This is a genomic window from Sulfuracidifex tepidarius, assembly GCF_008326425.1.
GTDB lineage: Archaea > Thermoproteota > Thermoprotei_A > Sulfolobales > Sulfolobaceae > Sulfuracidifex > Sulfuracidifex tepidarius.
This window is the reverse complement of sequence record NZ_AP018929.1, coordinates 1,790,615-1,814,105: the sequence shown is the minus strand read 5'-3', so window position 1 is coordinate 1,814,105 and position 23,491 is coordinate 1,790,615. Positions and strand designations below refer to the sequence as shown.

The window sequence follows — 23,491 nt, the reverse complement described above, 5'->3', positions numbered from 1 at the left end:
AATTAACTCTGATTCCTCTTCTCTTTTTTCATTTCTTTCATATTCGCCTCATTTCTATCGTGAGTGGCAAGGTTCTTCACGCGGTCATATATTTTCATCTCCAGCCACTCTAGCTTTATAGCAGTTAACGAGATCGCTGCCGCTAATATCCATCCCGCTAGGACGTCCAAAGGCCAATGAACTCCCACGTAGACCCTAGAATAACTGACCAGTATCGCTTCTGCAGTGAGGGGTAATGATATGTAATATGGAACCGTCAGAAGTAAAGTTATAGCTCCTACTCCGACAATTAGGGCATGGCCTGATGGATATGAGAAATCATGAGGCTTAGGGACTAAGAGATGGTACGTGGAGAGCACCAGAAAAGGTCTGGGTTGAGCCACAGCATATTTCGACAGTTCGCCAAAAATTATCGCCAGGACGAAAGCGGACGCGAGGATTATCGAAGCTCTTCTGTACTTCCCCCCGGCAATAAACAGAGCCGCAGTTACTGGAATCCAGACGTATTCTCTTCCATATTCAGAAAGAAATACCATTATTGGATTTAGAAGAGTCACTTGTGACGAGTTTATGGCATGGTATAGTAGAACATTTCCAGGGAAGTTCTGTTCGCCTATTAGTTTGACTATAATTGAAAGCAAGATATATATAAAGTAAATAGGTAGTATATATCTCCAGTTCACACAATAGAGCTATTTAGAACTATAATAAAACTTGCCAAAACAATGTTGTTCTTTTATTATATACGGGAGATGGGTTCAAAGGCGAGGGGGAAGACCCGCATGAGAATAGTCACCTTGTACGTACGTTTAAATACAAGAAAAGTAATGCGTGTCTCGATGACAGTCACAGACGGGGCAAGCGTCATTGAGATGACTCTAAGCAAGGATCTGTGTGGTACGTCTCTGTTCAATCAGTCTTCAAGACACGTGGAATGTTCCTCGACATCAGGGTTAGAACAACCCATAGGGTCTGTGGATCTCCGCTATCTACCCCCTGGCAAGGTGGAGCTATGAAGCAGGAAGCACTTTTCGTTAGGCGGGTAGTTTACTATATTGACTTTCCTCGTCCAATGTAACACAGGATATTACATTACATACAGAAGTCTAAAATAGGAAATTGAATAAAAAATATACTTTTAACAAAAAGGCTCGGCGTCCTAAGTGAACTAGGTTAACTTCACTTTTCTTCCGATGTATACTAAAAAATTCTACCGAGCTTCACAATAGAACCCTCATTAGCATGAGCCTTTCAAAACTTAAATTGAGGTAAAACCTCCTTTTCCTATGAAAAACAGACCAATAGCGATGATCATAGCGGGGAGCGACTCTGGAGGGGGTGCCGGACTTCAGGCAGACTTGAAGACTCTCACTTCAATGGGAGTTTTCGGTGTTACCGTGGTGACCGGATTGACAGCACAGAACACTACCGGAGTTTCATCAATATTCAAGGTGGACCCTTCCTTCGTGTCGTCTCAGTTCGATGCGATAATGTCAGACTTCGACGTAAAGTTCGGCAAGACTGGAATGCTAGGAGACGAGAATATAATCAACGCAGTATCTAAAAAAATGAAGGAATACAACTTGAAGATAGTGGTCGATCCTGTCATGGTGTCGAAGACTGGATCTCCTCTAATTGACGATAGAGCTATAGACGCTCTAAGACCATTAATGAAGGAAGCATTAATTTCTACACCTAACAAGTACGAGGCTGAGAGGCTAACTAAGGATAGGATATCTAGCATTGATGATATGAAGAGGGTCTCAAAGAAACTTTACGAGAGTGTAGGCAACGTGGTAGTAAAGGGAGGAAACACATTTGGAGTTGACGTCGCCATAGTAGACGGCCAGGAAATAGAGTTGAGGACACAGAAGGTGAACACTCAAAATTTACATGGAAGCGGTGACGTGTTTTCAGCTTCGATAGTAGGGTACCTTTCAAAAGGAATTCCTTTACTTCAAGCTATAAAGCAAGCTAAAGAATTCACTTACTTCTCGATAGTAAACTCGCTTTCTATAGGCAAAGGGAAGGGACCCGTAGATCCGTTCTCTAATGCAGAAGCTATAATTGAAAGAGAGGAAGGAAGGAGAACCTTAGAGGAGCTCTTATACTTCATGGAGAGCAGTAAAGCTTTTATGAAACTGCTCAGGGACGACTTTAAGGTGAACGTAAGCTATCTCACCAGCTACGGGGACGTGATAAGCCTTGCAGGCGGGCTCATAAAATATTTAGACAAGGTGAAGATAGATGGTCCTCTTTTAGTCAACGTGGAAAACGAAATAAGCAAGATATCGAGGAAAACAGGGAGGAGAATAAACGTGTTGTTACCTTTCTCTCAGTCGATCCTTAAGAAGGCTGAGTCTGGAATCATAAAGCTAACTGAAAGCGGGATTGAAGGAGACGCTATGATCTATGGGGGAAACTTGCTCCTAATGGCATCAACGCTTTATGAAATGCAGAACAAGCTAGAGGTATTATGGTCTTGATTCACGTTGTAGGGAGCTACAACCTTGACTTAACTGTAAAAGTGGATAGGTTCCCTGAGGACGGAGAGACAACATTTTCCAACGAAGTTAGGACGGGACATGGCGGAAAAGGATCTAACCAAGCAGTGTCAGCTTCAAGATTATCTAGCAAGGTGAAACTGTATGCTGCTGTAGGGAATGACGACGTAGGACGGGACGCAATCTCTTTTTGGGAAAGTGAGGGGGTAGATCACGGTAACGTAAAAGTTAAAAAGGGGAGAACAGGTAGCGCAATCATCATAGTTGACAAAAAAGGGAAGAATAGGATCATAGTAAACAGAGGTTCTAACTTACTTTTGGACCCAGAGGATGTAGACCTGAGCTCGTCTGGAAAAGATGATGTCCTTTTAACTCAAATGGAAGTGAAAGAATCCGTAGTGAAAAAGTCCCTTAGAGAATTTAACGGTATAAGGATATTAAATCCGGCGCCGTCAATCATTTCCGATATGAGTTTGCTTGAACATGTAGACATACTGACACCAAATGAGATAGAATTCAAGGAATTGACCTCTACTGATGACATACAAGACGGAATCGATTTGATTTTGAAGAAGGTAAGAATGGCATTAATAATTACCTTAGGTGAGAGAGGAGTGATCATAGCTACAAGACACAAGAGAGTGATAATAGACTCAGTGAAGGTAAACCCAATAGATACTACAGGTGCAGGAGATGTCTTTAACGCTGCTTTAGCGTTTGCGATAGAGAAGGGAACTACACTCGAAGAAGCCGTAGGTTTCGCTAACGCTGTTGCAGGACTTTCAGTTACAATTGAAGGGGCATTGGGACCTAAATTAGAAGAGGTAAAGTTATTTCTTGACAAGCTCAACATTAAAATGCCTTGAAGGACCAGAAGAGGAAGAAAGACAAGAAAGACGAGAATGAATGTGTAGGTTTATGTGATTTAGAAAGAGAATCTGAAAAGGACTGACCATGTGCAGGATTCTTGCATTTCATGTAAAAGGAGAATTGGATAAACAAGTTTTAGAAGCAATCAAGCTATCTGCAGAACATGACAATTTGTCGATTTACGGTGGGCATCCAGACGGCTGGGGGATAGTTGCATTAATCAGAAACGGTGATGATTTGAGTTCTTTTTATTATAGAAGCTCTAAACCGATATTCAAGGATGATTTCTTTAACCTTATTCACCTTGACGGAGATGAGGTAATAGGAATTCTCCATGTGAGAAAGGCCGGTAAGTCCTTCTTACTTGGATTACCCCATGCCCATCCATATCATACTAGAGCTAATGGCTACGATATCTTCTTCGCCCATAACGGCTCTGTCAATAGAAAAGCGTTCAGGGATCCTCTTAGACCGTATACCGACAGCTACATGGTCTTGGAGGACATAGCCGACTACGTGAACTCCGGTTTAGAACCCTATGAGGCGTTCAAGGAGGAATACTCTAGGATAAAGGACTTCTCATCCAGTTTGAATTCGGCCTTATTATACGTGAAGGGAAAGCAGACTAGACTAATAGTCCTGCATTCCTTTAACCCTAACGCCATGAAGGAGAAGTCAGAACAGTATTACCACATCTATTGTAACGAAAATTACTGTATGTCTTCCTCAGTAGCCATGCACTTGCCCGACCATAAACTCGACAGAGTTCCCATTGGGTTTAAAGAATTGTAATAGTATTAAAGTAGATTGAAGACAAGTTTAAATATAGTAACTACAGTCTGATATACATGGAAAGCGTAATCGCAAAAAGTGTAAGGTATACAGATGAGAACGGTTTCATAATCTCTCAAAAGCCATGCAAGGGATTCGCAGTATATTTGGCAATAATGCCGACTAACTCGGTGAAAGAAGTTTCAGTATTCAAGATAGATGGGTGTAAGGAAGAATACGTTAAATCTTTCGACAGCACAGAAGGGAGTATGGAAGTTGTAAAGGAAATGGAAGGAATGCCTCAGGGACTAGTAAACGTAGTCCTTCAAACACTTAAGTAAGTTAGTCGTATTATTTTTTATGAAAGAACAACTCATAGCTGTAAAGATAATAGATTTTGGTAAGTTAAAAACTATTTATCAGGACATCTGTTACTTTAGGGCTTACTCTACTGCCATGAGGAAGATGGAGGGAGGAAAGTTCTCTCCACCTCCATCTATACCAAGGGAGGTAATCTCTTCGATCCAAGGAAAAGGGCCTGTAAGACTCGGCCCAGTTGAAGTTCAAAGGGTAAGTGAAAACAAGGTGAGGTTGAAAGATTACAATACAGTTGTGGAGGGAGTAGTAGAGATGGGTGAACCACTCTACGCTATAGTAGACATGTCAGATGGTATAAAGGTGTTCTTAGCCTACGAGAGCAAGAAAGTGGTTGTAGGTATAGACGTGGGAATAAGGCATTTAATAACTATAGTTTCACTGATAGATGGAAAGTTGTGGAAGGTAAGGTATTTCGGGAGCGACTTAATGAAAGAAGACTTCGCTAGATATCTGGGAGAAAATCAGGGGTATTCTCACCTTCAGGCGATAAGAGATAAGGTGAGGTTTCAGACAAACGAAGCTGTAAGGTTCATAGAGGAGTTAAACCCGCGTGTTGTAGCTATGGAAGACCTCAGACTTTACGACAACAAGATAGGGAGAGGGCTGAAGACGATTCAAAATGCTCTGGAGACAGAGTTATACAAGAGGGGTATAAGGTATAGGAGACTAGAACCATATAACACTTCGAAAGTATGCTCTAACTGCGGATACAAGAAAGGTGAAGTCCTCGGCTCAATTTTCGTATGCCCTGCATGCGGTTACAAGGCCGATAGGGACTTCAACGCAGCGTTCAATATAGCATTAAGGTGCTACTATTCTTGTTGACATCAAACTAGTTCCTTAATTACCCTCAGTAATTAGAGCTCTAAAATAAACAAGTAAAATAAAAGTTAAATATTATCTTCTTAAGAATATATTACACCAAAAAATAATCATGTTTCTAGAACCTTAAAGTTCTCATAATTCTTATTTTATATGTGTTTAGCCATGGTGTAACTTATGCTTATTTTTTAATTACTTCTAATTCCGCCATGGACACCTCCCCTAAGGATCATACACAGTTACCCTTAGCTTATTGGGGCTAGTCGAGGGAAACACCTCTACCCTCTCATCCACCTTTCTCACAATTTTAAGAGGGACTATTGAATCCCTTTCCAACAAAACTTTGCCCTAGTGCAAATACCTAGCAGTTACCTTGATTACTCTCCACGGAGCACAAGCTTATCCTCTTAGTTTATTTTAATAAAATGAAGATAAAGATTATTTAATTTATACGTAAAAATTATTATATATCAACAATGAAATTACTAATTATACAGAGAAAGAAGAACTTAAATATTTTAGATATATCTTTTTGTCTATGAACCGCAAAGTAGTGCTCGCTTTAGTATTAGCGATAAGCTTCCTCTTAGAAGTACCTTTTTATTCAGCATCTACAGCTAACGTATTCGGATACGCTCATCCAGACGAGCTACTTGCCCCTGGAGAAACTGGAGAACCAGTGACAATCTCGCTAACGAACTTAGGTAGCACATTGTTCAACGTGTCGGTGATACCTATGTCTGTTTATCCATTTTCCCCTTACGGTTATTATAACGATACAGAGAACATCTCTATACCTTACTGGGGTCAAGGTCAGACCGTGAACGTGACTGTGCTCCTCAATGTAGCAAGCTCGGCTAAAGACGGTATATATAAGTATTACGTCATGGTAAGTGGTTACGACGAAAACGGAAACCAAGAGGAGAAGACTATAGTCGTCTCTATCCCAGTTTTAGGTAAGGAACAAGTTTCCGCTCAGTCAGTGTGGGGGACAACTAACTCCTCAATGGTGGTTGGACCTGGAGAGGATAACGTCCCACTCACTATATTGTTGCAGAATCAAGGAAACGTAATGCTCTCTAACGTAACTTTGCATCTGAAGTCAAACTACCCAGTCAAGTTCTTGCAGGACAATGTCTCAGTTGGGTACTTACCAATAGGGCAGCCAATACCCGTTACTGTCCTTGCAGACGTATATCCCAATGCAACCGAAGGTGTGCACTATGTGGAGGCAAACATCACTTTCTTTAACGATTCCTCTGAGACAGTTAAGATTCCTGTCGATATAATATCAACTAATCAAGTATCGCTTGAGACCTTATGGGGCTCCACGTCGTCTCCAATAATAGCGTCTGCAGGAGAAGCGAATCTTCCTCTGACTATCATTGTAAAGAACCTTGAAACCAACTTGTTGTCCAATGTGAGCCTAGAATTTAAATCGACGTATCCTGTGAAGTTCCTCCAACCAAACGCTTCAGTTGGTTTAGTTCCTCCTGGAGAGTATAACGAGGTATCTGTGACTGCAGACGTTTATAACAACGCCACACCTGGAGTGTATTACGTCCCTGTCACTCTGACGCTTTACGGAGGAGAGACAATGAAAGTAGAGATGCCCATCACAATAGCAGGGACAGTAAACATATCAATGAACATGTACACTTTTCCACCCCAAGTTTTCCAAGGTTACTCTGACGTTGAGTTACATGTGTTACTGTTGAACTACGGTTCTGGAATAGCGCAGAACGCTAGCGTACAAATTAAAACTCCCAATGGCATAAACCTGATTTCACAGCCAGAACAACAGATCGGTGCAATTCCTTCAGGAAAACTAATAAACACCTCCTTCCTCTTCAATGTCCCCAACACCACTTCCCCCGGCAACTATGAAATCAACGTAACTGTTAACTATGACGGAGGACATTACACTAATGCCTATACCTTAGAAATATATCCTAAGGCTAACATAATCATATACTCCACATACTTCCCTGGAGCTACTGCAGGAGCATCTAAGATACCTCTTACGATAACCTTGGAGAACATAGGTAATGAAACTGCAAAGAACGTGGTATTAAGGTTAGGAGAATCTGACGTCATCTATCCTCATGTTAGCTCCTCAAATCCCTTGCAGGCTCTCACAGCATCGGAATACTTCATAGGAGACATAAAGCCCGGACAGAAAGTCAATGTAACCTATATCGTTGACGTAAGCAGCGGTGCTACACCAGGCACATATCCACTCTCAGTAGCTCTGGAGTGGAACCAAACTGGGTCACTCTATCCTTTCGTGCAGTCCGACACTTTTAACGCCACAGTTCACGAACCCTTCCTCTCTAAGCTTGTATCTAGTAATACATTGTTAATCCTGATATTTGTGATAATCATTATAGTCTTGATAATTGCATTAATAGCAGTAGCGAGGAGAAGGGGATCTCCAAAGTAATCTTTTTTTGCTTAAATTGCTGACTTACTTTATGAGCGTTTTCCCTTTATACTCATTAACGTTGCTATATCTCTATCTAAAACCAGCGTATTCCTCCTTAGGAATCCTGGTAGGATTTTTATTTGTAATTATGATTATTTTGCTTAGAATATTTCTGAGTATCCTTAGGTTGTTTGTGCTTAAGAAAACATGATACTTTTTCTTTGCAACCTATTAATGCCTACTTTAGGGTAAGAGCTTACGTAGACGTACAGACCATGAGGGAGTTCAAGTCCAGGCTGAATAGAATGTCAGCTCTACAATACACTGAGGTGAATGATCCATACTTTTATCAAAGGGATAGAAAAGGCCTAACATTGACGGAGTTGAGGCAACTCACCTAAGACCTGAGGAAACGGGAATGATCTTACCATATTTCTCTAGCTGGTATTGGGTCACTGTCCTCAACTTGTGGAACGCTATATCGTAGAGACTTGACCTCATCCGACGTAAATATTAAGCAAAAATTTCTCTATGCTAACATCGAGAGCAATGACCTTCCTAGTCTAGTCCCTCGAAGAACCTTTTTCGAGCGTTGTGGAAGCAATCGCTACTTGTTGTACAGCTTATGAGTGGGGCCGTTCATATCCCCATCACCTTGATCAACCCTGCATGCACTTCCTGAACGTGTGCTAGTTGCGGACGCATGAAGCAAGGCCTCACCCTTTAAGACCGCGTCTGTTCATGCCCCTGTGGTTGGACTACAGACCGCGACTATAAGGTTTCCCTTAACGTTTGACAAGATCAGGTCGAAACGACCAGTGTGGAGCTACGTCCTCTACCCATGGTCTAGTCACGGGCATGACAGAGCTATGAAACAGAAAGCCTCTGTCCGTGAGGTCAGAGTAGTTCACCTATTCCCTACTTCCGCCTTAATTACAGGTAGATGCAGGTTATATTTTATTGCAAAGATCCTTATTGTGACCACAGTAAAAATTGTAATTAGTGTGGCATATCCCTGATTTGAGATCGATGCCACAAGGTAATATACTATTCCACCGCCTAAAGCTGCAGTAGCGTATATCTCCTTTGTGAGAATGAGAGGAATATCGTTAACCAGAATATCCCTGAGAACACCGCCTCCAGACGCAACTATGCTGGATATCATTGCAACCGTTACCAAGCTAAACCCATGGGAATAAGCTAGGTCAGCCCCATATGCAGCGAAAGTAGCTAAACCTATGGCATCGGAAACTTTGAGAACCAACGCCAGAAATTTCCTGTTAAGTTGTTTATAATAAAAAAAGGTCGTGATAGAGACAGATATTGAAAGCAATAGAAGTTGCCATTGTCTCAATATAGTTGGAGGTATTACACCTACTAGGAGGTCTGCTACAATACCACCAGCGTAGCTCGTTGCTATTCCCAACACTATGGTACCAAATAGGTCTAACTCTTTCTTAACCCCCTTGCTAGTCCCAGATATTGTAAATGAAATTATTCCAATTATGTTCATCATCTCTAGGACGTTAAGCATCTTTTACGTCGTTAAATCTGTCAATTTAGAGTTAAAATTCTTGACTATGTTTGTCTATAACAAAAAATCTATCTAAAGTTTCAAATTCTAACTAAAACTTGGGTTAAAAGGATGTAAAACAGGAAGATGGGAATAGTAAAAATTTCTGATAACCCAAGTCCTACCTCCAATAACCAGAAAGTCCCTATAGTAGCTAGAAGAGCAGAGAGGAACAACTTAAGCTGAGGCACTCTTATCTTCATTACTCTTTCCTTCATTGCATACGTCAACGCTATTACAGCGAATACTGCAACTCCAACTCCGCTTAAAGCTGAGAAATATCCGAAAGGCATTAGACCTACGACTACGAGAGATGCCTCTAATCCTTCTACAACACTCACTGTATATACTGTTATCAGGCCTTCTTCTTTTTCTTCTTTCTTCCTCCTTGTTCCTTTTATTGACCTCCTAGCGCTTCTGAAAAGCTTCTGGGAGAAGTAGAATAGTATGACCGCTGCTACAATTGCAATATAGTCTAGTGGTATAAGAACGAGAAATTTACCAGCTATCAATGCCGGGATTAGCGATGTGGCCACTCCTGCTACTGCATAGAGATAAGACTTAGATGTATGATAAATTCCATAAAATATTACGGCTATGGCCGAAGCTTCGGTCATTTCCAGGATTGATATGCCCATTGCTGCAAGAAATATTGCTACATCCATGATTATTCACGGACACTTTGCTAGTCTTGATTCTTAACTTTAACCCACATCATGGCAATATGCGATTTTATCTGAATTTTAACAAACTAATATAACTTCTATGTTTTAGACGACTTTGCATCCCAGTAAGCTTTCTCGAACGCTGTATTTATTATAGAGAGAATCCTATTGAGGTCTTTTATGTTATTGAAACGCAACAAAACTGTGAACACGTTAGTCCCTCCGTTCTTTGAAGTGAAGTACATCAAAGGTACCTGAATTTTCTCCTTGTCAAAGTAATCCTTCACATACGACTGGGCTAAGGAAAGTACTTGCTCTGCCTTAACGTCGGCGTTGATAGTTACCTGAAGCGGGTATTCAAGATCTCCTTCCTCTTGGCTGAGCTTGGTGAACGTGGTGTTACCCAGGAATGCAGAGTTCGGGACCTTGACCACGTTGCCGTTTAGTGTTTTGACCTCGGTGAAGAGAAGAGATACATTAACAACTTCTCCCACAATAGGGTTTCCCCATATCCATGAGTTCAGTATTACAGAATCCCCAGGCTTCAGAGTCTTACTTGAGGAAACCATAAACCCTGCTAAAACATTTGAGAAAACTGTTTGCGCTGCAAGACCTATGGCAATTCCTGCAACTGTTCCACCTAAAGCTACTCCAGTGAGGTTAACTCCGAGAGCCGAAAGCACAGCCAATACTACTACTGCATAGAGAGCTACACTTAATGCAAGCCTAGTAGTATGGGCAATCCCCTGATCCATTCTAGAGAACAAATAAGGAGATATTATATCCATCAATATCTTGACTATCACGTACCCTCCTAGACCTACTATTACGGCACTGCTGACATCGGAAATATACATCTTATATTTCGGTAAGAAAAGGTCGCTAAGGAAAGCTATAACGTAAGTTAAAGCGGCAAGAATTATTACAGTAATTAAAATCTTTACTATATCTATATTCCTTACCTTAAAGGACATGAAGAAAGTTAGGAACCGAGATATTTAAAATTAAGATAGATAATGAAAATACCGACCGCGTCTCTCAATCTTGTTTTCCTTTATGAGATCAATTATGGCTTTGTTGACTTCTGGAGCTGGAAAAGGTAACATTTTGAAGAGTTGGTTGGCGGTAACCCATCCGCTCTCTTTTACTACTTTCTCGACTTCAGATTTAACATCCATTAACTTCAAAGTATAAGATATGGTAATTAAATTTTTCCCTTTTGTATTTTAGTTCTTTAAGAATTTTTCTTTTATCTATCCCTTAAGTAGTATTTTATTCTCAGTTTTGCCCATTTTAATGTTAACCTCGTTCTTCTTTTATAATATTTCCTATACGACCTAGAATAAGGCAGAACATGATACAGTCTACTTTTATAACCCATGATTATTCTTCCACACAGAGGCTTTAATATTGATCTTATATTTCAAACCGATGAGAGAATATAAAGATCATAACGTCTCACTAGAAATAGCTACAGAAATATTTTCAAGTAGAATAGGAAGAAAGATGGGATTTCCTCTGCTTGAGGTCAAACCATTCACGTTCAATGATAAGTACGGAATAGTTATGGAATATCTCACTGAAATGGGACATCCTAATTTACAGAACATAGACAAATTGAGGTTAGCAGTAGCTTTCGAGGAATGGATACTCAACGTCGACATGAAGGAAAGTCACGTTATGGCAAAAGACGGAAAGGGATACATAATAGATCACGGTCATGCTCTTTCCACATGGAAACCTACTTACATGATCCAAAAGATAATCCATGAAAGGGTAACTAAGTTCGACATATGGAGTAAAGACGAGGACTTTTTATCAGGGCTTGAGATCATAGATACCTTCAAAGAGGAGGAGATAAGAGACGAAATGGAAGGGGCTTTCGACGAGGTATTTAGAGAAGGAAAATGCAAACTTTTCACAGAAGCTCAGATGAGGGAATCAGTGGAAGTCAACATGAAGATTCTTAACGTTAGAAAGGAATTCCTTAAGCGGAGTATTAAGAGAATGATGCAAACCAATTAGCGATTAATTCTAAACACTAAGTAGGAAAAACATGATTGATTTCATTAAGTATGAAAGACCTTTAAAGCAATTTAGTGAAGATTTTTCATTTATATAGCCTTAGGAATTTCTCAACTTATATATAATAAGATGATATCAAATTTATTGTCAATTTTCATTATAAAAGGCTGAAAACCTCTTTGGGGTGTTGATGACAAGCACTTGTAAAAGGTTACGGAAACTATCTAGACGTCATTGATATCGCTAACTCAATGAGACGGCCCTCTGAGCCTCTTAGCTGAGCCCGAAAGGTGAGAACCAGAATCGATGAGAAGAACATCATCAGGCAAAGATAGATATTAGGTCTAATTAACAATTATCAGGAGAGTATCACTTTAATAATTTAGGAATCGAGATTATTTACCATGGCACAAGAAGAGAACCTACCTTTCAACGAGAAATACACATTGTCTCCATATAAGTTAACATATCGAAGATCTATTGGCGATGCTGAGAACTTCTGGAGGGAACAAGCGGAGAGCTTAGACTGGATCAAGCCGTTCTCAAAGGTTTTAGACGAGTCGAACCCTCCTTTCTACAGATGGTTTCCAGACGGGCTCATAAACATCACTCAGAACGCGCTAGACAGACACGTCAAAACGTGGAAGAAAAATAAGGCAGCACTCATATGGGAGAGCGAAACTGGAGAATCTAAGACGTTAACCTATGGACAGCTCTTTAATGAGGTTAACAGGTTCGCCAAAACGTTACATGATTTAGGAGTAAAGAAAGGAGATAGAATACTCACGTATTTACCCTTGATGCCGGAATTGCCCGTGACCTTGCTAGCAGCAGCTAGGATAGGTGCGGTTCATAGCGTGGTTTTCTCAGGTTTTTCACAACAAGCTATAGCTGATAGAATAAACGACGCCAAAGCTAAGGTAGTCGTGACCACAGATTACACCGTAAGAAGGGGTAAGAAGATTCCTTTAAAACAGGTTGTTGACGAGGCTTTGAAACAAGCCCCTTCGGTGGAGAAAGTTATAGTGGTGAAAAGACCTCACTTCGAGGACACTCAAATGAAGGAAGGAAGGGACGTCTACTATCACGAGCTGGTTTCCAAGACAGGATATAAGAAGGTAGACCCTGAAGAGACCTCTTCTACGGATCCGCTTTTCATTTTATACACTTCTGGAACTACTGGTAAGCCGAAGGGTATATACCATCTTCACGGAGGTTACGGGTTATGGACTTACCTTACGACCAAGTGGGTCTTCGATTTGCATGACGATGACGTTTTCTTCAACACCGCTGATATAGGATGGATCACCGGCCACTCCTACATAGTTTACGGGCCGCTTCAGGCAGGAGCTACTACGCTGATGTATGAAGGTGTGCCGGACTACCCTAATCCTGATAAATGGTGGGACTTGATAGAGAAATACGGAGTTACAGTATTCTACACTTCACCTACTGCGATCAGAGCCCTAATGAAGTACGGAGACGAATGGCCAAAGATGCACGATTTAAGCAACCTCAGAATACTAGGTAGCGTAGGAGAACCTATCAATCCCGAAGCATGGAGGTGGTACAGCAGGAACATAGGCAATAATGAGCTCCCGATAGTGGACACTTGGTGGCAAACTGAGACTGGGGGAATCATGATCTCTGCAACTCCTGGATTAGGAAATTACATGTTGAAGCCGAGCGCAAACGGATTACCTCTTCCAGGAGTAGATGCAGATGTCATAAATGAAAGCGGGGAGAAAGCAAATGCAAGGGAAAAGGGCTACATTGTTATAAGAAGGCCTTGGCCCGGAATGTTAGCTGGGGTATGGGGAGACCCTGATAGGTACATTAGTACTTACTGGTCAAAGTTCCAGGGAATTTACTACCCAGGTGACTACGCAGTACGCGATGAGGACGGATTCTTCTTCATACTTGGCAGAGCTGATGAAGTTCTCAAAATTGCAGGACATAGAATAGGAACTAGAGAAATAGAGGACGTGCTGATATCCTTCCCTGGAGTAGCTGAAAGTGCTGTAATAGGAGTCCCAGATCCGGTGAGAGGTGAAGTAGCTGTAGCTGCAGTAGTTCTAAAACAAGGATACCAGCCCAGCGAGGATCTCAAGAAACAGATACTGTCTCACATAAGAAATAACTTGGGCTCATTAGTCATAATGAAAGATATATATTTCGTGACTAAGTTGCCGAAGACAAGGAGCGGGAAAATAATGAGGAGGCTGATCAGATCGGTCCTTTCTGGACAGCAGACAGGAGATACTACTACGTTAGAAGATGAGACTTCATTAGATGAACTGAAAAGAGTAATAAGCGAGTTCGAGAACGAAATCAAGAAACAGAATCAATAACTAAGCCTATAAGGCCTTACCTTTTTTAATAATTATAGGTTATTAAGCAGATCTATTTTTATAATAAAATTTTAGTATAAACTTGCCATATATTCTGATCTATAGAAAACAGCAGATTAATCAAAAAATAATGATAGTATAGTTTTATTGTATTTATTTTATTTAACTAGATATGGTATAACGAATATCGCAAACAGAAGGTCGAAGAGTACTATTATGGACACTATCGTGTAAACCTTATTTCTTTCAAATGCATATTTTATTATCCCAGTGGCTATCCAAATAACTGGAATAGCTACCAATATCATTAAACCTACGGAAATGAAAGATATTGGATCCCCCTTGGCTAAACCATAGACTATTGATGATGATATCAATGAAGTATTGAAGGTAGAGTGAGGAGATGATATCTCTGACAAGGATCTACCATCACCTTTTCCTTCAATGAAGAGAAGAATGCTACCTACCACGAGGAATCCGAAGATCAGATAAACTCCTGCCTTAGCTATGTGGCCTACTATTTCCTCAAGTTCTCCCATTCAAGTCACCTCAGAATAGTCCTAAACCCCTTAATAGCATTTGAATCCCTAGGATAACCAGGATAGCAGTAAATATTAGCCTGATCCTGCTATTTCTAACCTTTGGTATTAACCTTGCCCCCAGTATTGCACCTGCTAGAACACCTATCGCAGTAGCAGCTGCGATAAATGGCTGTATGTAGCCGAAAACCCAATAGATGGAGCTACCCGTTGCTGCTGTAACCCCTATCATGAAATTGCTAGTGGTAGTACTAACTTTCATCGGCAAGTTCATAGCCCAATCCATGCCAAGAACCTTAAGAGCGCCAGATCCTATACCAAGCAGTCCAGAAATGTACCCTGCCATGAACATTATTATCTCTCCTAACCACCACCTCACTCCGTAATACTCTACTTGTTTATCTAATGCCATATCGTAATAGCTTCCGTGGAGAGAGAAAATCTTGGTTGACCAATCTGGCTTCATGGGTTTTGGTAGCTCGAACTTGCTCCTCTTCAACTGAACGTAGACTTGAGAGAGAAGAACCAACCCAAATACTACGTATATCACGTTCTCTAAATGATGAGAGTATATGAACGCTACAGTTAGGCTACCAACTATGGAACCGAGTGTGGTGGCTATTTCTAATGACATGCCGATCCTGATGTTAACTATCTTGTTTTTCACGTTTGCACTAGTAGCCCCTGCAGACGTTGCTATCGTAGAGATCAATGATGCCCCTGAGGCATACTGAATTGGAATCCCTAAGAAAAGAGAATAGATAGGGACTAGGAAAGTGGCACCTCCTAAACCGGTTAAAGACCCTAAGATACCTGATATGGCACTTGCTACTGCAAGGACAATAAACAGCTCCAGTGGTGTCATAAGAGAGAATTGAGTTTCTAGGCATTTTAAAATTGCCATTTGTTCAACGTCTAACTTTAACTTTCATACTGTACTGGATCTACAAGCCCGTTTATTCTGAAAGCTTCCTTACGCATGAAGCAAGGACCGCACTTTCCACAGTGTTTATCTCCTCCTTCATAACAACTCCACGTAAGATGTAGTGGCGCCCCTATTTCAACTCCTAATTTGACTATCTCCCTCTTCATCAGGTTTCCGACAGGCATGAGAACTCTAACCGTTTTGTTTGGACCAGTAGCGTATGGAGACATTTTATCGAATAGCCTATTGAACTCCATCTCGTTATCCGGATACGCCCCTGATTCCTCTAAGTTTATCCCGGTCGCAATGTAAGAGAAACCTTTAGTCTCTGCTATCGCAAGGGCGACAGAAAGGAATATCAAGTTCCTTGCGGGAACCCATTCATGGGCGAACTCAGCCCCCTCTATTCCAGATCTGTCCTTAACTATTTCTCCACCTCCTTTAAGAAGGGTTGTGCCTCCAACCAGCCTGAAAAGATCAGTATTCACTTCCATCAAGTCAACGTTAAGGAACCTAGCTATGTTTATAACTGCTTCTTTCTCCTTCTCCTCTGCCTTATGATGGTAGTTGAAATGAAGCAAAGTTACTTCGTACCCTTCCTTCAGCAACTTCGTCGCTGCCACAGTAGAGTCTAGCCCGCCACTAGCTATCACGAGTGCTCTCTTATTCTCTTCACTTTGAAGCTTGACCTCCTTGATCTCCTTCCTTTTGGTTACTTCTACAACTGAGTACGGCTCAAGTTTCCTAATATTCATAGGGTAAAAAGGACCTTCGTCTAGAAACTCGTCCAGAGAAGAGAAAAATATAGCTTCCAAGGTCTGATCATATGCCATGTACACTGGCTTAAAGTTCTGTGCTACGAAGAGCCTATCTGGATGTCTCTTGTCAGCTATTATGAAGGCGAAGCTCCCCCTCACCTCTTTCAGCAGGTCAGCTAGCTTCTCCGGAGTGCCGTCCCAGAGCTTGTCCAAAAATGGGGGTATTACTGAGGTATCTATGTTAGATTTTCTGTGGAGTGAATATTTGATCTCCAGTTCCTTATCGTTTGCTATAACACCGTTGTGAGAAACTACGAACCTTTCTCCTTCGAAAGGCTGTATGTCCTTTTCCTCCTTCAACTTCACATACTCCGTGGTAGGCTCCGCCCTATTGTTGGAAACTACCACAGACGTCTTCTCGTCGAAGACACCCAAGAGTTTCTCTTCATGCTCAGAAGGTCTGCCAAGAGATCTGGAGGACATGATTGACCCGTCCTCTCTAATTGCAACGATTCCAAAGCTATCTCTTCCTCTGTCCTCAGCAAGCTTCATTATCCTCGAAAATTTCTCCTCGACTTCCTTGTATCTGGAAGGATTCAGTAGGATCACTCCTGAGACGCTGCACATGAGAACCTCAACCTATCAGGGTTTACCCTTATATACTAGAACTAACTTTATCTTATCTTCGCCGTCCTCTTCTCCGTCAATTATGGCGAAATTATGTTCCATAGCTATTCCAGGGCATTCCTGTATGTCTTTTGAATATACAACTACTTCCAGTTTATCATCCTTCCTGAGTACGTTACTCATTGACAAGAGAAATGAGCTAAGCGACCTTGAATCAAGGACGTCTTTCGATGACATGCTTTTATGCGAGAATGCTGAATTTAAAAAACTGTGGAACAGCTCGATGATTTCTTGTCAGACGTTAGTAAGGCCTTAGCTTCCTTTTCGGCTAAGATAGTTCACGTCAGGACAGAAACTTCCATGGATCCTGATCTGGGCCCTCCCGTGATCTCTCTTGAAATTTCTCAGAAGTTGAAGGACGCACTCATACAAGAAGGAATACAGAGACTTTACAAATTCCAAGCCGAGGCGATCGAAAGGATCATGAAAGGAGAGAACCTCATGATAGTGTCTGGGACTGGGACTGGGAAAACTGAGGCATTCTTAATACCAGCGGTAGAGAGAGCAATGAGCGGAGAGAAGGTAGTCTTAGTCTATCCCGCTAAGGCTTTGGCCAGAGACCAGGTCAAGAGGATAAGGAGGATAACAGACAAATGTGACGTCACCGTCGGGATTTTTGACGGTGACACCTCCGAGAAGGAGAGGAGAGAACTAAGCGATAGTCCTCCAGATCTGCTGGTGACGAACCCAGACATGGTTCACAGAGGCTTACCTCTAAGCGATAGGTTTTCGTCCCTAATAAGAGAGTCATCCATGTTCATCTTTGACGAAGTTCATGTATATGAAGGGGTCATGGGGGCCCACCTGAGATGGATATCGGAAAGGTTAGCTTTTGACAGGAAACCTCAAATAGTTGCATCTAGCGCCACCATAGGAGGCACGGATTTTCTCTTCAAAGAATTGTTCGGACTGAGCTCTGGAAGCTTGTTGAGGGGGACGTTAAGGAGAAAGGGAGTGGCGATCCATGCTTTAATAGACAGCAACGGCTCTAGCAGATGGATACTCTCAGCCTTCCTTGGGGCTTACTTGGCAAGGAAGGGACTTAAGAGCATCATCTTTGTAGACTCCCAGCAGATGGCAGAGGTAACTGCAAAGATAACTGAGAGGTTTCACGTGAAATTCGAGGTCCACAGGGCTGGGACTGACAAGGAGTATAGAATACGCGTGGAGGAGATGCTGAGAGAAGGGAAAATTGACGGCGTTGTGGCGACCCCTACGCTGGAGCTGGGAATAGACATAGGTTCTATAGACTGCGTTATAATGTCAGCTGATCCGCCGTCCTTCACAAAGTACGTACAAAGGGCTGGAAGGGCAGGCAGGAGAAATAAAGTAGCTTTCGTCTTCACCATCTTAGGAGACAGCCCCATCGAGTCTTACTACCTGAGGAACCCTAACGAGTTCTTTCAAAGGGAACTTCTTCCCATACCTTTCGACCCAACTAACTTGGAAGTAGCTAAGATGCACTTGTTGGGAATGCTCCTGGAGAGGAAAGTCCTTTCAGAGGAAAGACTTCCAGACATATGGAAGAGAGCATTACCAGAGCTGGAGTGTGAAGGTTACTTGAAGAGAAATAACGGTTTCATCTTTCCAACGCACCTAACCAAGACCAAGTTTTTAGAAAGCTCTCTGAGGAGTTCTGGAAAAATAATTGAGGCATTCGACGGAAAAAGAAAGGTAGGAGAGCGGGAACTTCCTGTTGCGCTTTACGAGTTCTACCCGGGCGGGTATTACCTAGCATCCAAGAGGTCTTATAGAGTGAAGATCCTCGATCTAGATAAGATGAGGGCTGAATTAGAAGAATCAAAAATAACAGATTTTTATACGAAACCTATTTATACTGTTGATATTAAAGAATTTAAAGAAATAAATCGTAAGAAAGTGTTAAACATGGACGTAAAGTACGGTGAAATGGAAATCCAAGAAATAGTAACTGGATATTCGATGTACTCAATGTCAGGCTCAAGCAGAGATAAACCCAAACGAGAGGTCTTTTACGACGAACCTATTTCTTTCTCTTATAAAACCAAAGGAGTGTACATAAAACATCCAGTAATGGAGTGGATGAAAAACGTGGAGGAAAGCATAAAGGCATTCCACGCTACGGAACACGTTCTGATAGCATCTGCAAGGGTAGTTGCTGGTGCTTCACAGACCGACCTAAGTGGTGTATCTTACCCTAGTGGGGATGTGGCAATCTACGACTCTACAATAGGAGGTAACGGAATCTCGGCGTTGCTATATGACAGGCTTGAATCTGCATATGAAATCTCCAAGGAAATAACCGGAAACTGTACATGTGAGGACGGATGTCCTAAGTGCGTTTATAGTCCCTATTGCGGAAACAATAACAGAATGCTTTCAAGAAAACTTTCGTACAGACTAATAAAGGGACTATTAGAGGATGAGGGAAAAGAGATATACAGCAACAGGTGGGGAGAACCGGTGGTTTGATGTACGAGGAGTACATTCTTTCAGCCATTTCTCCTTCAAAGAAGGGGAAACTGCCATCCAAAGTAATCAATTTCACAGAAGGTGTGGAGATACCCCAGGGTTCTATACCTAGGTTTGAGATGTTTAGAGGAGCTGAAGGAGACGTAATAGTAAACATGAACCATTACACTGGTATCGAAGACTTGGGCGACAAGATAGCGGTAAAGGCAGGAACAACTTGGAGGGAGGTTTCAGAGAAGTATAACGTAGAATTACATGGTAACTTGAACCTCACAGTCGGGGGCACACTATTCTTTGGAGACCCTGTGTACGGTTTAAACGAATTCGGGTCTATGACAGCTAAAGTAGAAGTGGAGGGATTCAATGGGACACTTTATCAGGGGAAATATAACGGAGGAATTCCTCTGAAAGTTTTCATAAAGAAAGAAAACAAGAAAATAACGTGGAGAGAATGGAGAGGTAATACCAGTTCGCTTTTCTCTATGGTCAGAAGTTGGTATAACAACACCATCCCAGTATTTAGAGACATTTCCGTAGTTAAGGACAATGAGGGTGTGAAAGTGGTTGCTTCTTACCCAGAGACGAGAGAAATTTTGCTTAAGCCTTTCCTCAATTCTAGTTCCCCAGGGAACCCGTTTTACGATAAGATAGACTCTCCTTTTTACTACGAGGGAGAGATTCCTCTGGACAGTCTCTTCTCCCTTGAAGCTGCCATTGAAATGGCTGAGTTTGCAGTAATCAGAGTAAGAAAAGACAAAGCTGTATACTCTATATCTAGTAACAACAAGCTGCTCGGCATCCCCAACGTTAAGTTCTCCATAGAGGAGTCAATATTTAACGGTTGTATACTTTGCGGGTCATGTGTAAATGTATGTCCTCACGGTAAACAGAGGGGTAACGATGTATCCTTCACACCTTTAGGGCTCTATGTATTACAAAGTGACGGAATGGCTGACCAAGTTTCTAACTGTCATGTTTGCGGGCAATGCATATCTGTATGCCCAGCAAAGCTAGACATTATCACAGACCTTAGAAAGTTCGTAAACCCTACATTACCTCAACAGAGCCCAAGACCACCTCTGAACGACTTGAGGAAGAGGATAAACGTCGTATTAACTCCAATTTCAGCTGAACTTTATGATTATGCACTTAGAAGTATAGAATATCTATCTAGACTAGGCTTAGATGTAGGATTTATTTATCTAAATGTGAACCCTAATTCACTAATAAGAGGAAATCCCGACTTAGATTTCCTCATGAATGAACTTGTGGGAATTGAAGAACTCATAACGATAACACCGGAAGACCATTATTACCTTCAGATATTGAAGGCTAGAAGGGTGATTCAGATAGATTTCATAGGAACCATGCTACTCGAGAAGAACCCTGATGCTGTGAAAGGAAAGTCGCTTCATGTGCCTTGTCTCCTGAAGAGTGAACCTAAGACAGATGACGACAAAAAAATACACGACTGTAGCACGTTCTTCCTCAACAAGGTTAACAGAGAGGGAATGAGAGCAGACCTTAAGGCTGATGTAACCCTTTGTCCTCTCACAAGCAAAGGTTTAGGAATACCTTCAGTCCTTGACTTATCTCTGCCTCAGATACCAGACCTTATCGAGACTTTCAAGCAGATAAAAGATAAAGTTGAAAAAGGTACAGAAAACACTCAAATAATTTTAGATGATCTCAGCTGGTTTGAAGGAATTAATGACACTGTATTACAGAGCATCCAAGAAGAGGCCATCTCTAAGGGATTCAGTGATGTACCTTACATTACGCTTAAGCTACTTTATATCTATACGCCTTCCCTCCCTTATGAGCTAAGGGATTCCAAGCTTATAGAGAAAATGAAGTCAGTGATTCTTAACGCTCAGACCTAGCCAAATATACCAAATGGCCTGCCTCTGGGAGCACTAACTCAGACATTGCTAGTTTCACAGCGTCGGGCGAACCTGGTAGGACATAGATAAGTTTCCCCCTGATTATCCCTGCCGTGGCTTTAGAGAGGTAAGACGCGCTCTTTACTTCCTCTTGACTAAAGCTGAGAGAGCGGAAAACTTGTCCGAACCCTTCCACTTCCCTGTCAAATATGCCCCTCAAGGTCTCCACTGTCATGTCGGACGGAGTGAAACCTGTACCTCCAGTTGTTACCACCACGTCTACATTCTCCTTACATAAAGCGTCCACTACTGACTTAAGTATCATCAACTTATCGTCCGGAACTAAAGAGTAACCCTCAAGTTTATTCCCAGAGCTTATGATCAGCTGCTTAGCCACGTCCCCTGACTCGTCTATTATCGGTTCCTTTCTTCTAGATTTCTCAAACCTAGAGGAACTCACAGTGATAACGAAGAAACCTAACTCTCTTGGGGCATGACTCCTATGTTCCTTGTGTGAATGAGACATTACGCATAAAGATATTTCCAGCCAACTTAAATATCATGTTATGACAAACAGTGTTTACAACTTGCTGTCTCCTTTTGTGGGCATACTTCATTCCATCTCCTTGCCTATTGCAATTTTCCTCTATGCGGAATCAATAAGGGTTTCTATAATAGGTTCCGTTCAAGTTCAAATATCGAATTATCCCTTACTTTACACCTCCTCCGTCTTCCTGATGTTATATTTCATCACACAGATCGGAATAACTTATTTCACTTACGACGCAATGTCAAAGACATACATGATCTCAGGGAGAGAGGTTCCGGTTCTTCAAGTTTTGTTGCTTCTATTTCTTGGAATAGTAATCGAAATCCCCTTCATAAATCAAATAATAATTTCTTATTATCTTAGAAAATCCCTCATTAAAGCGTCACCTAACCCACAGGACTCGTCCACTGTGCTGGTAATACTGAATGTAGTGCTGAACGGACTTACATCCGGGTTTTTAGTTAAGAAAATTAACAGTCTCACAGAAGAGATACTATCTCAGCAATATCGAGATCAAGGTCAAGGAAACCTCCCCTCCTTTTAAGGATCGTCCCCTTGACAGTTAGCTTATCCCCTTTCCTTAGGTCTGCGAACCTAGTTCTGAACGAGGTCAGACTCAATTTATTACCTTGACTATCCCTTGCTAAATAAACCACTGGAAGAGTATGTGGCTTCACTTCACGAAGTATTTCCACTTCTCCGTGAAACTCCTCTCTCCCTTCAACTGGAGGGAATTCAAAACATTCTACTATTTTGAAAGTGTATTCCATCCCCTTGTAAACTCCTTCAGTTACCCTCTCTTGTTTCAGCTTTCTGAACGACGAAGAGTCTAGAGTCTCCATTTCGTTTTCCTGTATCGTGAATAGAGGAGAAGTTTTGCCTTCATTCCTCATGCGAAGAAGAGTTTCATAGTCTCTAGGATTGAAAGACAGGAAATCCACATCCCTCCAGGAGTCGCTGTACGCCATACTACCCGTGATTCCTACCCCCGGAAAGAAAGAGGCGAACTCCCTTGAAACTGAATCCTTGGGAACAATGGTGAACGGGTCTATCACGTGGCTTTCGTTAAGGGGTATCAATGGAACCTCAAATCCTATCTTGTCATAGTATTTAATCAGCGCTGGAAACCTTTCTTTCACAATCGACATCCCTTCCTTGATCCGTTTAACCTTTAAACCGTCTATCTCCCGCGGGAGTGCTACAACGTACCCCTGAGGGTGGTCACATCCTTTGACAGCCCAAACTCCTCCTTTATATCTTAGTAAGTATCCCTCTACTACTCTCATCGGAAGCGTTTTTACTCGCTCAAGTTAA

At 41.7% G+C, this 23,491-nt stretch carries 24 protein-coding genes and 1 pseudogene; 13 read left to right on the top strand and 12 right to left on the bottom strand.

Features of this window, described 5'->3' with window-relative positions; all coding sequences use genetic code 11:
* Positions 1–2: 2 nt before the first annotated feature.
* Positions 3–683 carry an undecaprenyl-diphosphatase SepP gene (gene sepP, locus IC007_RS09455; RefSeq protein WP_149528662.1) on the bottom strand — a complete coding sequence of 227 codons (681 nt, stop codon included), beginning with the start codon at positions 681–683 and terminating at the stop codon, positions 3–5.
* 156 nt (positions 684–839) lie between these two features.
* Here sepP and IC007_RS13350 point away from each other — a divergent pair, with 156 nt between their 5' ends.
* The 6 genes from IC007_RS13350 to IC007_RS09430 all read left to right on the top strand — a co-directional run bounded on the left by IC007_RS13350 (position 840) and on the right by IC007_RS09430 (position 5,348).
* Positions 840–1,016 (top strand): hypothetical protein, encoded by a 177-nt coding sequence (locus IC007_RS13350; protein WP_156303760.1) that lies wholly within the window; start codon positions 840–842, stop codon positions 1,014–1,016.
* A 270-nt stretch (positions 1,017–1,286) separates the two neighbouring features.
* On the top strand, positions 1,287–2,486 hold the full coding sequence (thiD, locus tag IC007_RS09450) for a bifunctional hydroxymethylpyrimidine kinase/phosphomethylpyrimidine kinase (RefSeq protein ID WP_149528661.1): 1,200 nt from the start codon (positions 1,287–1,289) through the stop codon (positions 2,484–2,486).
* Positions 2,483–3,370, top strand: coding sequence for a ribokinase (locus IC007_RS09445; RefSeq protein ID WP_054846011.1), 888 nt, complete (start codon positions 2,483–2,485; stop codon positions 3,368–3,370). Before thiD ends, IC007_RS09445 begins: the two co-directional genes overlap by 4 nt.
* 88 nt (positions 3,371–3,458) lie before the next feature.
* Positions 3,459–4,166, top strand: a complete 708-nt coding sequence (locus tag IC007_RS09440; RefSeq protein ID WP_054845977.1) for a class II glutamine amidotransferase — start codon at positions 3,459–3,461, stop codon at positions 4,164–4,166.
* 56 nt (positions 4,167–4,222) lie between these two features.
* On the top strand, positions 4,223–4,486 hold the full coding sequence (locus IC007_RS09435; RefSeq protein ID WP_054845976.1) for a hypothetical protein: 264 nt from the start codon (positions 4,223–4,225) through the stop codon (positions 4,484–4,486).
* Positions 4,487–4,505: 19 nt separating this feature from the next.
* The gene (locus IC007_RS09430) at positions 4,506–5,348 is read left to right on the top strand and encodes a zinc ribbon domain-containing protein (protein ID WP_149528660.1); all 843 of its coding nucleotides are present in this window, start codon (positions 4,506–4,508) and stop codon (positions 5,346–5,348) included.
* Positions 5,349–5,504: 156 nt separating this feature from the next.
* Here IC007_RS09430 and IC007_RS14125 read toward each other — a convergent pair.
* A pseudogene (locus IC007_RS14125) lies at positions 5,505–5,729 on the bottom strand (IS200/IS605 family accessory protein TnpB-related protein); the annotation flags it as partial.
* Between the two features lie 154 nt (positions 5,730–5,883).
* On the opposite strand from IC007_RS14125, the gene IC007_RS09420 reads away from it, so the two are divergent.
* On the top strand, positions 5,884–7,788 hold the full coding sequence (locus IC007_RS09420) for a COG1361 S-layer family protein (protein WP_054845975.1): 1,905 nt from the start codon (positions 5,884–5,886) through the stop codon (positions 7,786–7,788).
* Between the two features lie 203 nt (positions 7,789–7,991).
* Positions 7,992–8,171: a hypothetical protein gene (locus IC007_RS09415; protein ID WP_054845974.1), complete on the top strand. Its 180-nt coding sequence runs from the start codon at positions 7,992–7,994 to the stop codon at positions 8,169–8,171.
* 506 nt (positions 8,172–8,677) lie between these two features.
* Here IC007_RS09415 and IC007_RS09410 read toward each other — a convergent pair.
* The 4 genes from IC007_RS09410 to sul7s all read right to left on the bottom strand — a co-directional run bounded on the left by IC007_RS09410 (position 8,678) and on the right by sul7s (position 11,186).
* The gene (locus IC007_RS09410; RefSeq protein ID WP_149528659.1) at positions 8,678–9,304 is read right to left on the bottom strand and encodes a trimeric intracellular cation channel family protein; all 627 of its coding nucleotides are present in this window, start codon (positions 9,302–9,304) and stop codon (positions 8,678–8,680) included.
* An 80-nt stretch (positions 9,305–9,384) separates the two neighbouring features.
* Positions 9,385–10,008: a hypothetical protein gene (locus tag IC007_RS09405; RefSeq protein WP_054845973.1), complete on the bottom strand. Its 624-nt coding sequence runs from the start codon at positions 10,006–10,008 to the stop codon at positions 9,385–9,387.
* Positions 10,009–10,106: 98 nt separating this feature from the next.
* Positions 10,107–10,982, bottom strand: coding sequence for a mechanosensitive ion channel family protein (locus tag IC007_RS09400; RefSeq protein WP_054845972.1), 876 nt, complete (start codon positions 10,980–10,982; stop codon positions 10,107–10,109).
* A 30-nt stretch (positions 10,983–11,012) separates the two neighbouring features.
* On the bottom strand, positions 11,013–11,186 hold the full coding sequence (gene sul7s / locus IC007_RS09395) for a winged-helix single-stranded DNA-binding protein Sul7s (protein ID WP_149528658.1): 174 nt from the start codon (positions 11,184–11,186) through the stop codon (positions 11,013–11,015).
* Positions 11,187–11,439: 253 nt separating this feature from the next.
* On the opposite strand from sul7s, the gene IC007_RS09390 reads away from it, so the two are divergent.
* Both IC007_RS09390 and acs read left to right on the top strand, forming a co-directional pair.
* Positions 11,440–12,033 (top strand): hypothetical protein, encoded by a 594-nt coding sequence (locus IC007_RS09390; protein ID WP_149528657.1) that lies wholly within the window; start codon positions 11,440–11,442, stop codon positions 12,031–12,033.
* Positions 12,034–12,437: 404 nt separating this feature from the next.
* Positions 12,438–14,384 (top strand): acetate--CoA ligase, encoded by a 1,947-nt coding sequence (gene acs / locus IC007_RS09385; protein ID WP_149528656.1) that lies wholly within the window; start codon positions 12,438–12,440, stop codon positions 14,382–14,384.
* A gap of 158 nt (positions 14,385–14,542) precedes the next feature.
* Here acs and IC007_RS09380 read toward each other — a convergent pair whose 3' ends face one another.
* From IC007_RS09380 to IC007_RS09365, 4 genes are read right to left on the bottom strand one after another with little or no spacing between them, the layout of a single operon-like run.
* A complete protein-coding gene (locus tag IC007_RS09380; protein WP_054845970.1) occupies positions 14,543–14,923 on the bottom strand; it encodes a DUF1634 domain-containing protein in 381 nt (126 codons plus the stop codon).
* 10 nt (positions 14,924–14,933) lie between these two features.
* Positions 14,934–15,788, bottom strand: coding sequence for a sulfite exporter TauE/SafE family protein (locus IC007_RS09375; protein WP_054845969.1), 855 nt, complete (start codon positions 15,786–15,788; stop codon positions 14,934–14,936).
* 56 nt (positions 15,789–15,844) lie between these two features.
* Positions 15,845–17,233: a 7-cyano-7-deazaguanine synthase gene (locus tag IC007_RS09370; protein ID WP_149528654.1), complete on the bottom strand. Its 1,389-nt coding sequence runs from the start codon at positions 17,231–17,233 to the stop codon at positions 15,845–15,847.
* A 15-nt stretch (positions 17,234–17,248) separates the two neighbouring features.
* Positions 17,249–17,470, bottom strand: a complete 222-nt coding sequence (locus tag IC007_RS09365) for a hypothetical protein (protein ID WP_054845968.1) — start codon at positions 17,468–17,470, stop codon at positions 17,249–17,251.
* 33 nt (positions 17,471–17,503) lie between these two features.
* Here IC007_RS09365 and IC007_RS09360 point away from each other — a divergent pair, with 33 nt between their 5' ends.
* Entirely contained in the window at positions 17,504–19,744 is a 2,241-nt protein-coding gene (locus tag IC007_RS09360) for a DEAD/DEAH box helicase (protein WP_054845967.1), read from the top strand.
* Positions 19,744–21,627 carry a 4Fe-4S dicluster domain-containing protein gene (locus IC007_RS09355; protein WP_054845966.1) on the top strand — a complete coding sequence of 628 codons (1,884 nt, stop codon included), beginning with the start codon at positions 19,744–19,746 and terminating at the stop codon, positions 21,625–21,627. The genes IC007_RS09360 and IC007_RS09355 overlap by 1 nt, the downstream gene beginning before the upstream one ends.
* On the opposite strand, the gene IC007_RS09350 is transcribed toward IC007_RS09355, so the two are convergent.
* Positions 21,611–22,153, bottom strand: a complete 543-nt coding sequence (locus IC007_RS09350) for a MogA/MoaB family molybdenum cofactor biosynthesis protein (protein WP_054845965.1) — start codon at positions 22,151–22,153, stop codon at positions 21,611–21,613. The two genes, IC007_RS09355 and IC007_RS09350, sit on opposite strands and share 17 nt — an antisense overlap.
* Before the next feature lie 40 nt (positions 22,154–22,193).
* Between IC007_RS09350 and IC007_RS09345 the strand changes: the two genes are divergently transcribed.
* Entirely contained in the window at positions 22,194–22,721 is a 528-nt protein-coding gene (locus IC007_RS09345) for a hypothetical protein (protein WP_149528653.1), read from the top strand.
* On the opposite strand, the gene IC007_RS09340 is transcribed toward IC007_RS09345, so the two are convergent.
* Positions 22,657–23,463: a hypothetical protein gene (locus IC007_RS09340; RefSeq protein WP_054845964.1), complete on the bottom strand. Its 807-nt coding sequence runs from the start codon at positions 23,461–23,463 to the stop codon at positions 22,657–22,659. The genes IC007_RS09345 and IC007_RS09340 overlap by 65 nt on opposite strands.
* Positions 23,464–23,491 lie beyond the last annotated feature (28 nt).

Excerpts from the sequence above, each read along its gene's own strand:
- IC007_RS09440 (WP_054845977.1), top strand. The coding sequence starts at position 3,459 with ATGTGCAGGATTCTTGCATTTCATGTAAAAGGAGAATTGGATAAACAA.
- IC007_RS09410 (WP_149528659.1), bottom strand. The coding sequence starts at position 9,304 with ATGCTTAACGTCCTAGAGATGATGAACATAATTGGAATAATTTCATTT.
- IC007_RS09430 (WP_149528660.1), top strand. The coding sequence starts at position 4,506 with ATGAAAGAACAACTCATAGCTGTAAAGATAATAGATTTTGGTAAGTTA.
- IC007_RS09370 (WP_149528654.1), bottom strand. The coding sequence starts at position 17,233 with ATGTGCAGCGTCTCAGGAGTGATCCTACTGAATCCTTCCAGATACAAG.
- IC007_RS13350 (WP_156303760.1), top strand. The coding sequence starts at position 840 with ATGACAGTCACAGACGGGGCAAGCGTCATTGAGATGACTCTAAGCAAG.
- IC007_RS09350 (WP_054845965.1), bottom strand. The coding sequence starts at position 22,153 with ATGTCTCATTCACACAAGGAACATAGGAGTCATGCCCCAAGAGAGTTA.
- IC007_RS09380 (WP_054845970.1), bottom strand. The coding sequence starts at position 14,923 with ATGGGAGAACTTGAGGAAATAGTAGGCCACATAGCTAAGGCAGGAGTT.
- IC007_RS09405 (WP_054845973.1), bottom strand. The coding sequence starts at position 10,008 with ATGGATGTAGCAATATTTCTTGCAGCAATGGGCATATCAATCCTGGAA.
- IC007_RS09345 (WP_149528653.1), top strand. The coding sequence starts at position 22,194 with ATGACAAACAGTGTTTACAACTTGCTGTCTCCTTTTGTGGGCATACTT.
- acs (WP_149528656.1), top strand. The coding sequence starts at position 12,438 with ATGGCACAAGAAGAGAACCTACCTTTCAACGAGAAATACACATTGTCT.
- IC007_RS09340 (WP_054845964.1), bottom strand. The coding sequence starts at position 23,463 with ATGAGAGTAGTAGAGGGATACTTACTAAGATATAAAGGAGGAGTTTGG.
- IC007_RS09400 (WP_054845972.1), bottom strand. The coding sequence starts at position 10,982 with ATGTCCTTTAAGGTAAGGAATATAGATATAGTAAAGATTTTAATTACT.
- IC007_RS09420 (WP_054845975.1), top strand. The coding sequence starts at position 5,884 with ATGAACCGCAAAGTAGTGCTCGCTTTAGTATTAGCGATAAGCTTCCTC.
- IC007_RS09390 (WP_149528657.1), top strand. The coding sequence starts at position 11,440 with ATGAGAGAATATAAAGATCATAACGTCTCACTAGAAATAGCTACAGAA.
- IC007_RS09375 (WP_054845969.1), bottom strand. The coding sequence starts at position 15,788 with ATGACACCACTGGAGCTGTTTATTGTCCTTGCAGTAGCAAGTGCCATA.
- IC007_RS09365 (WP_054845968.1), bottom strand. The coding sequence starts at position 17,470 with ATGTCATCGAAAGACGTCCTTGATTCAAGGTCGCTTAGCTCATTTCTC.
- sul7s (WP_149528658.1), bottom strand. The coding sequence starts at position 11,186 with ATGGATGTTAAATCTGAAGTCGAGAAAGTAGTAAAAGAGAGCGGATGG.
- IC007_RS09355 (WP_054845966.1), top strand. The coding sequence starts at position 19,744 with ATGTACGAGGAGTACATTCTTTCAGCCATTTCTCCTTCAAAGAAGGGG.
- thiD (WP_149528661.1), top strand. The coding sequence starts at position 1,287 with ATGAAAAACAGACCAATAGCGATGATCATAGCGGGGAGCGACTCTGGA.
- IC007_RS09435 (WP_054845976.1), top strand. The coding sequence starts at position 4,223 with ATGGAAAGCGTAATCGCAAAAAGTGTAAGGTATACAGATGAGAACGGT.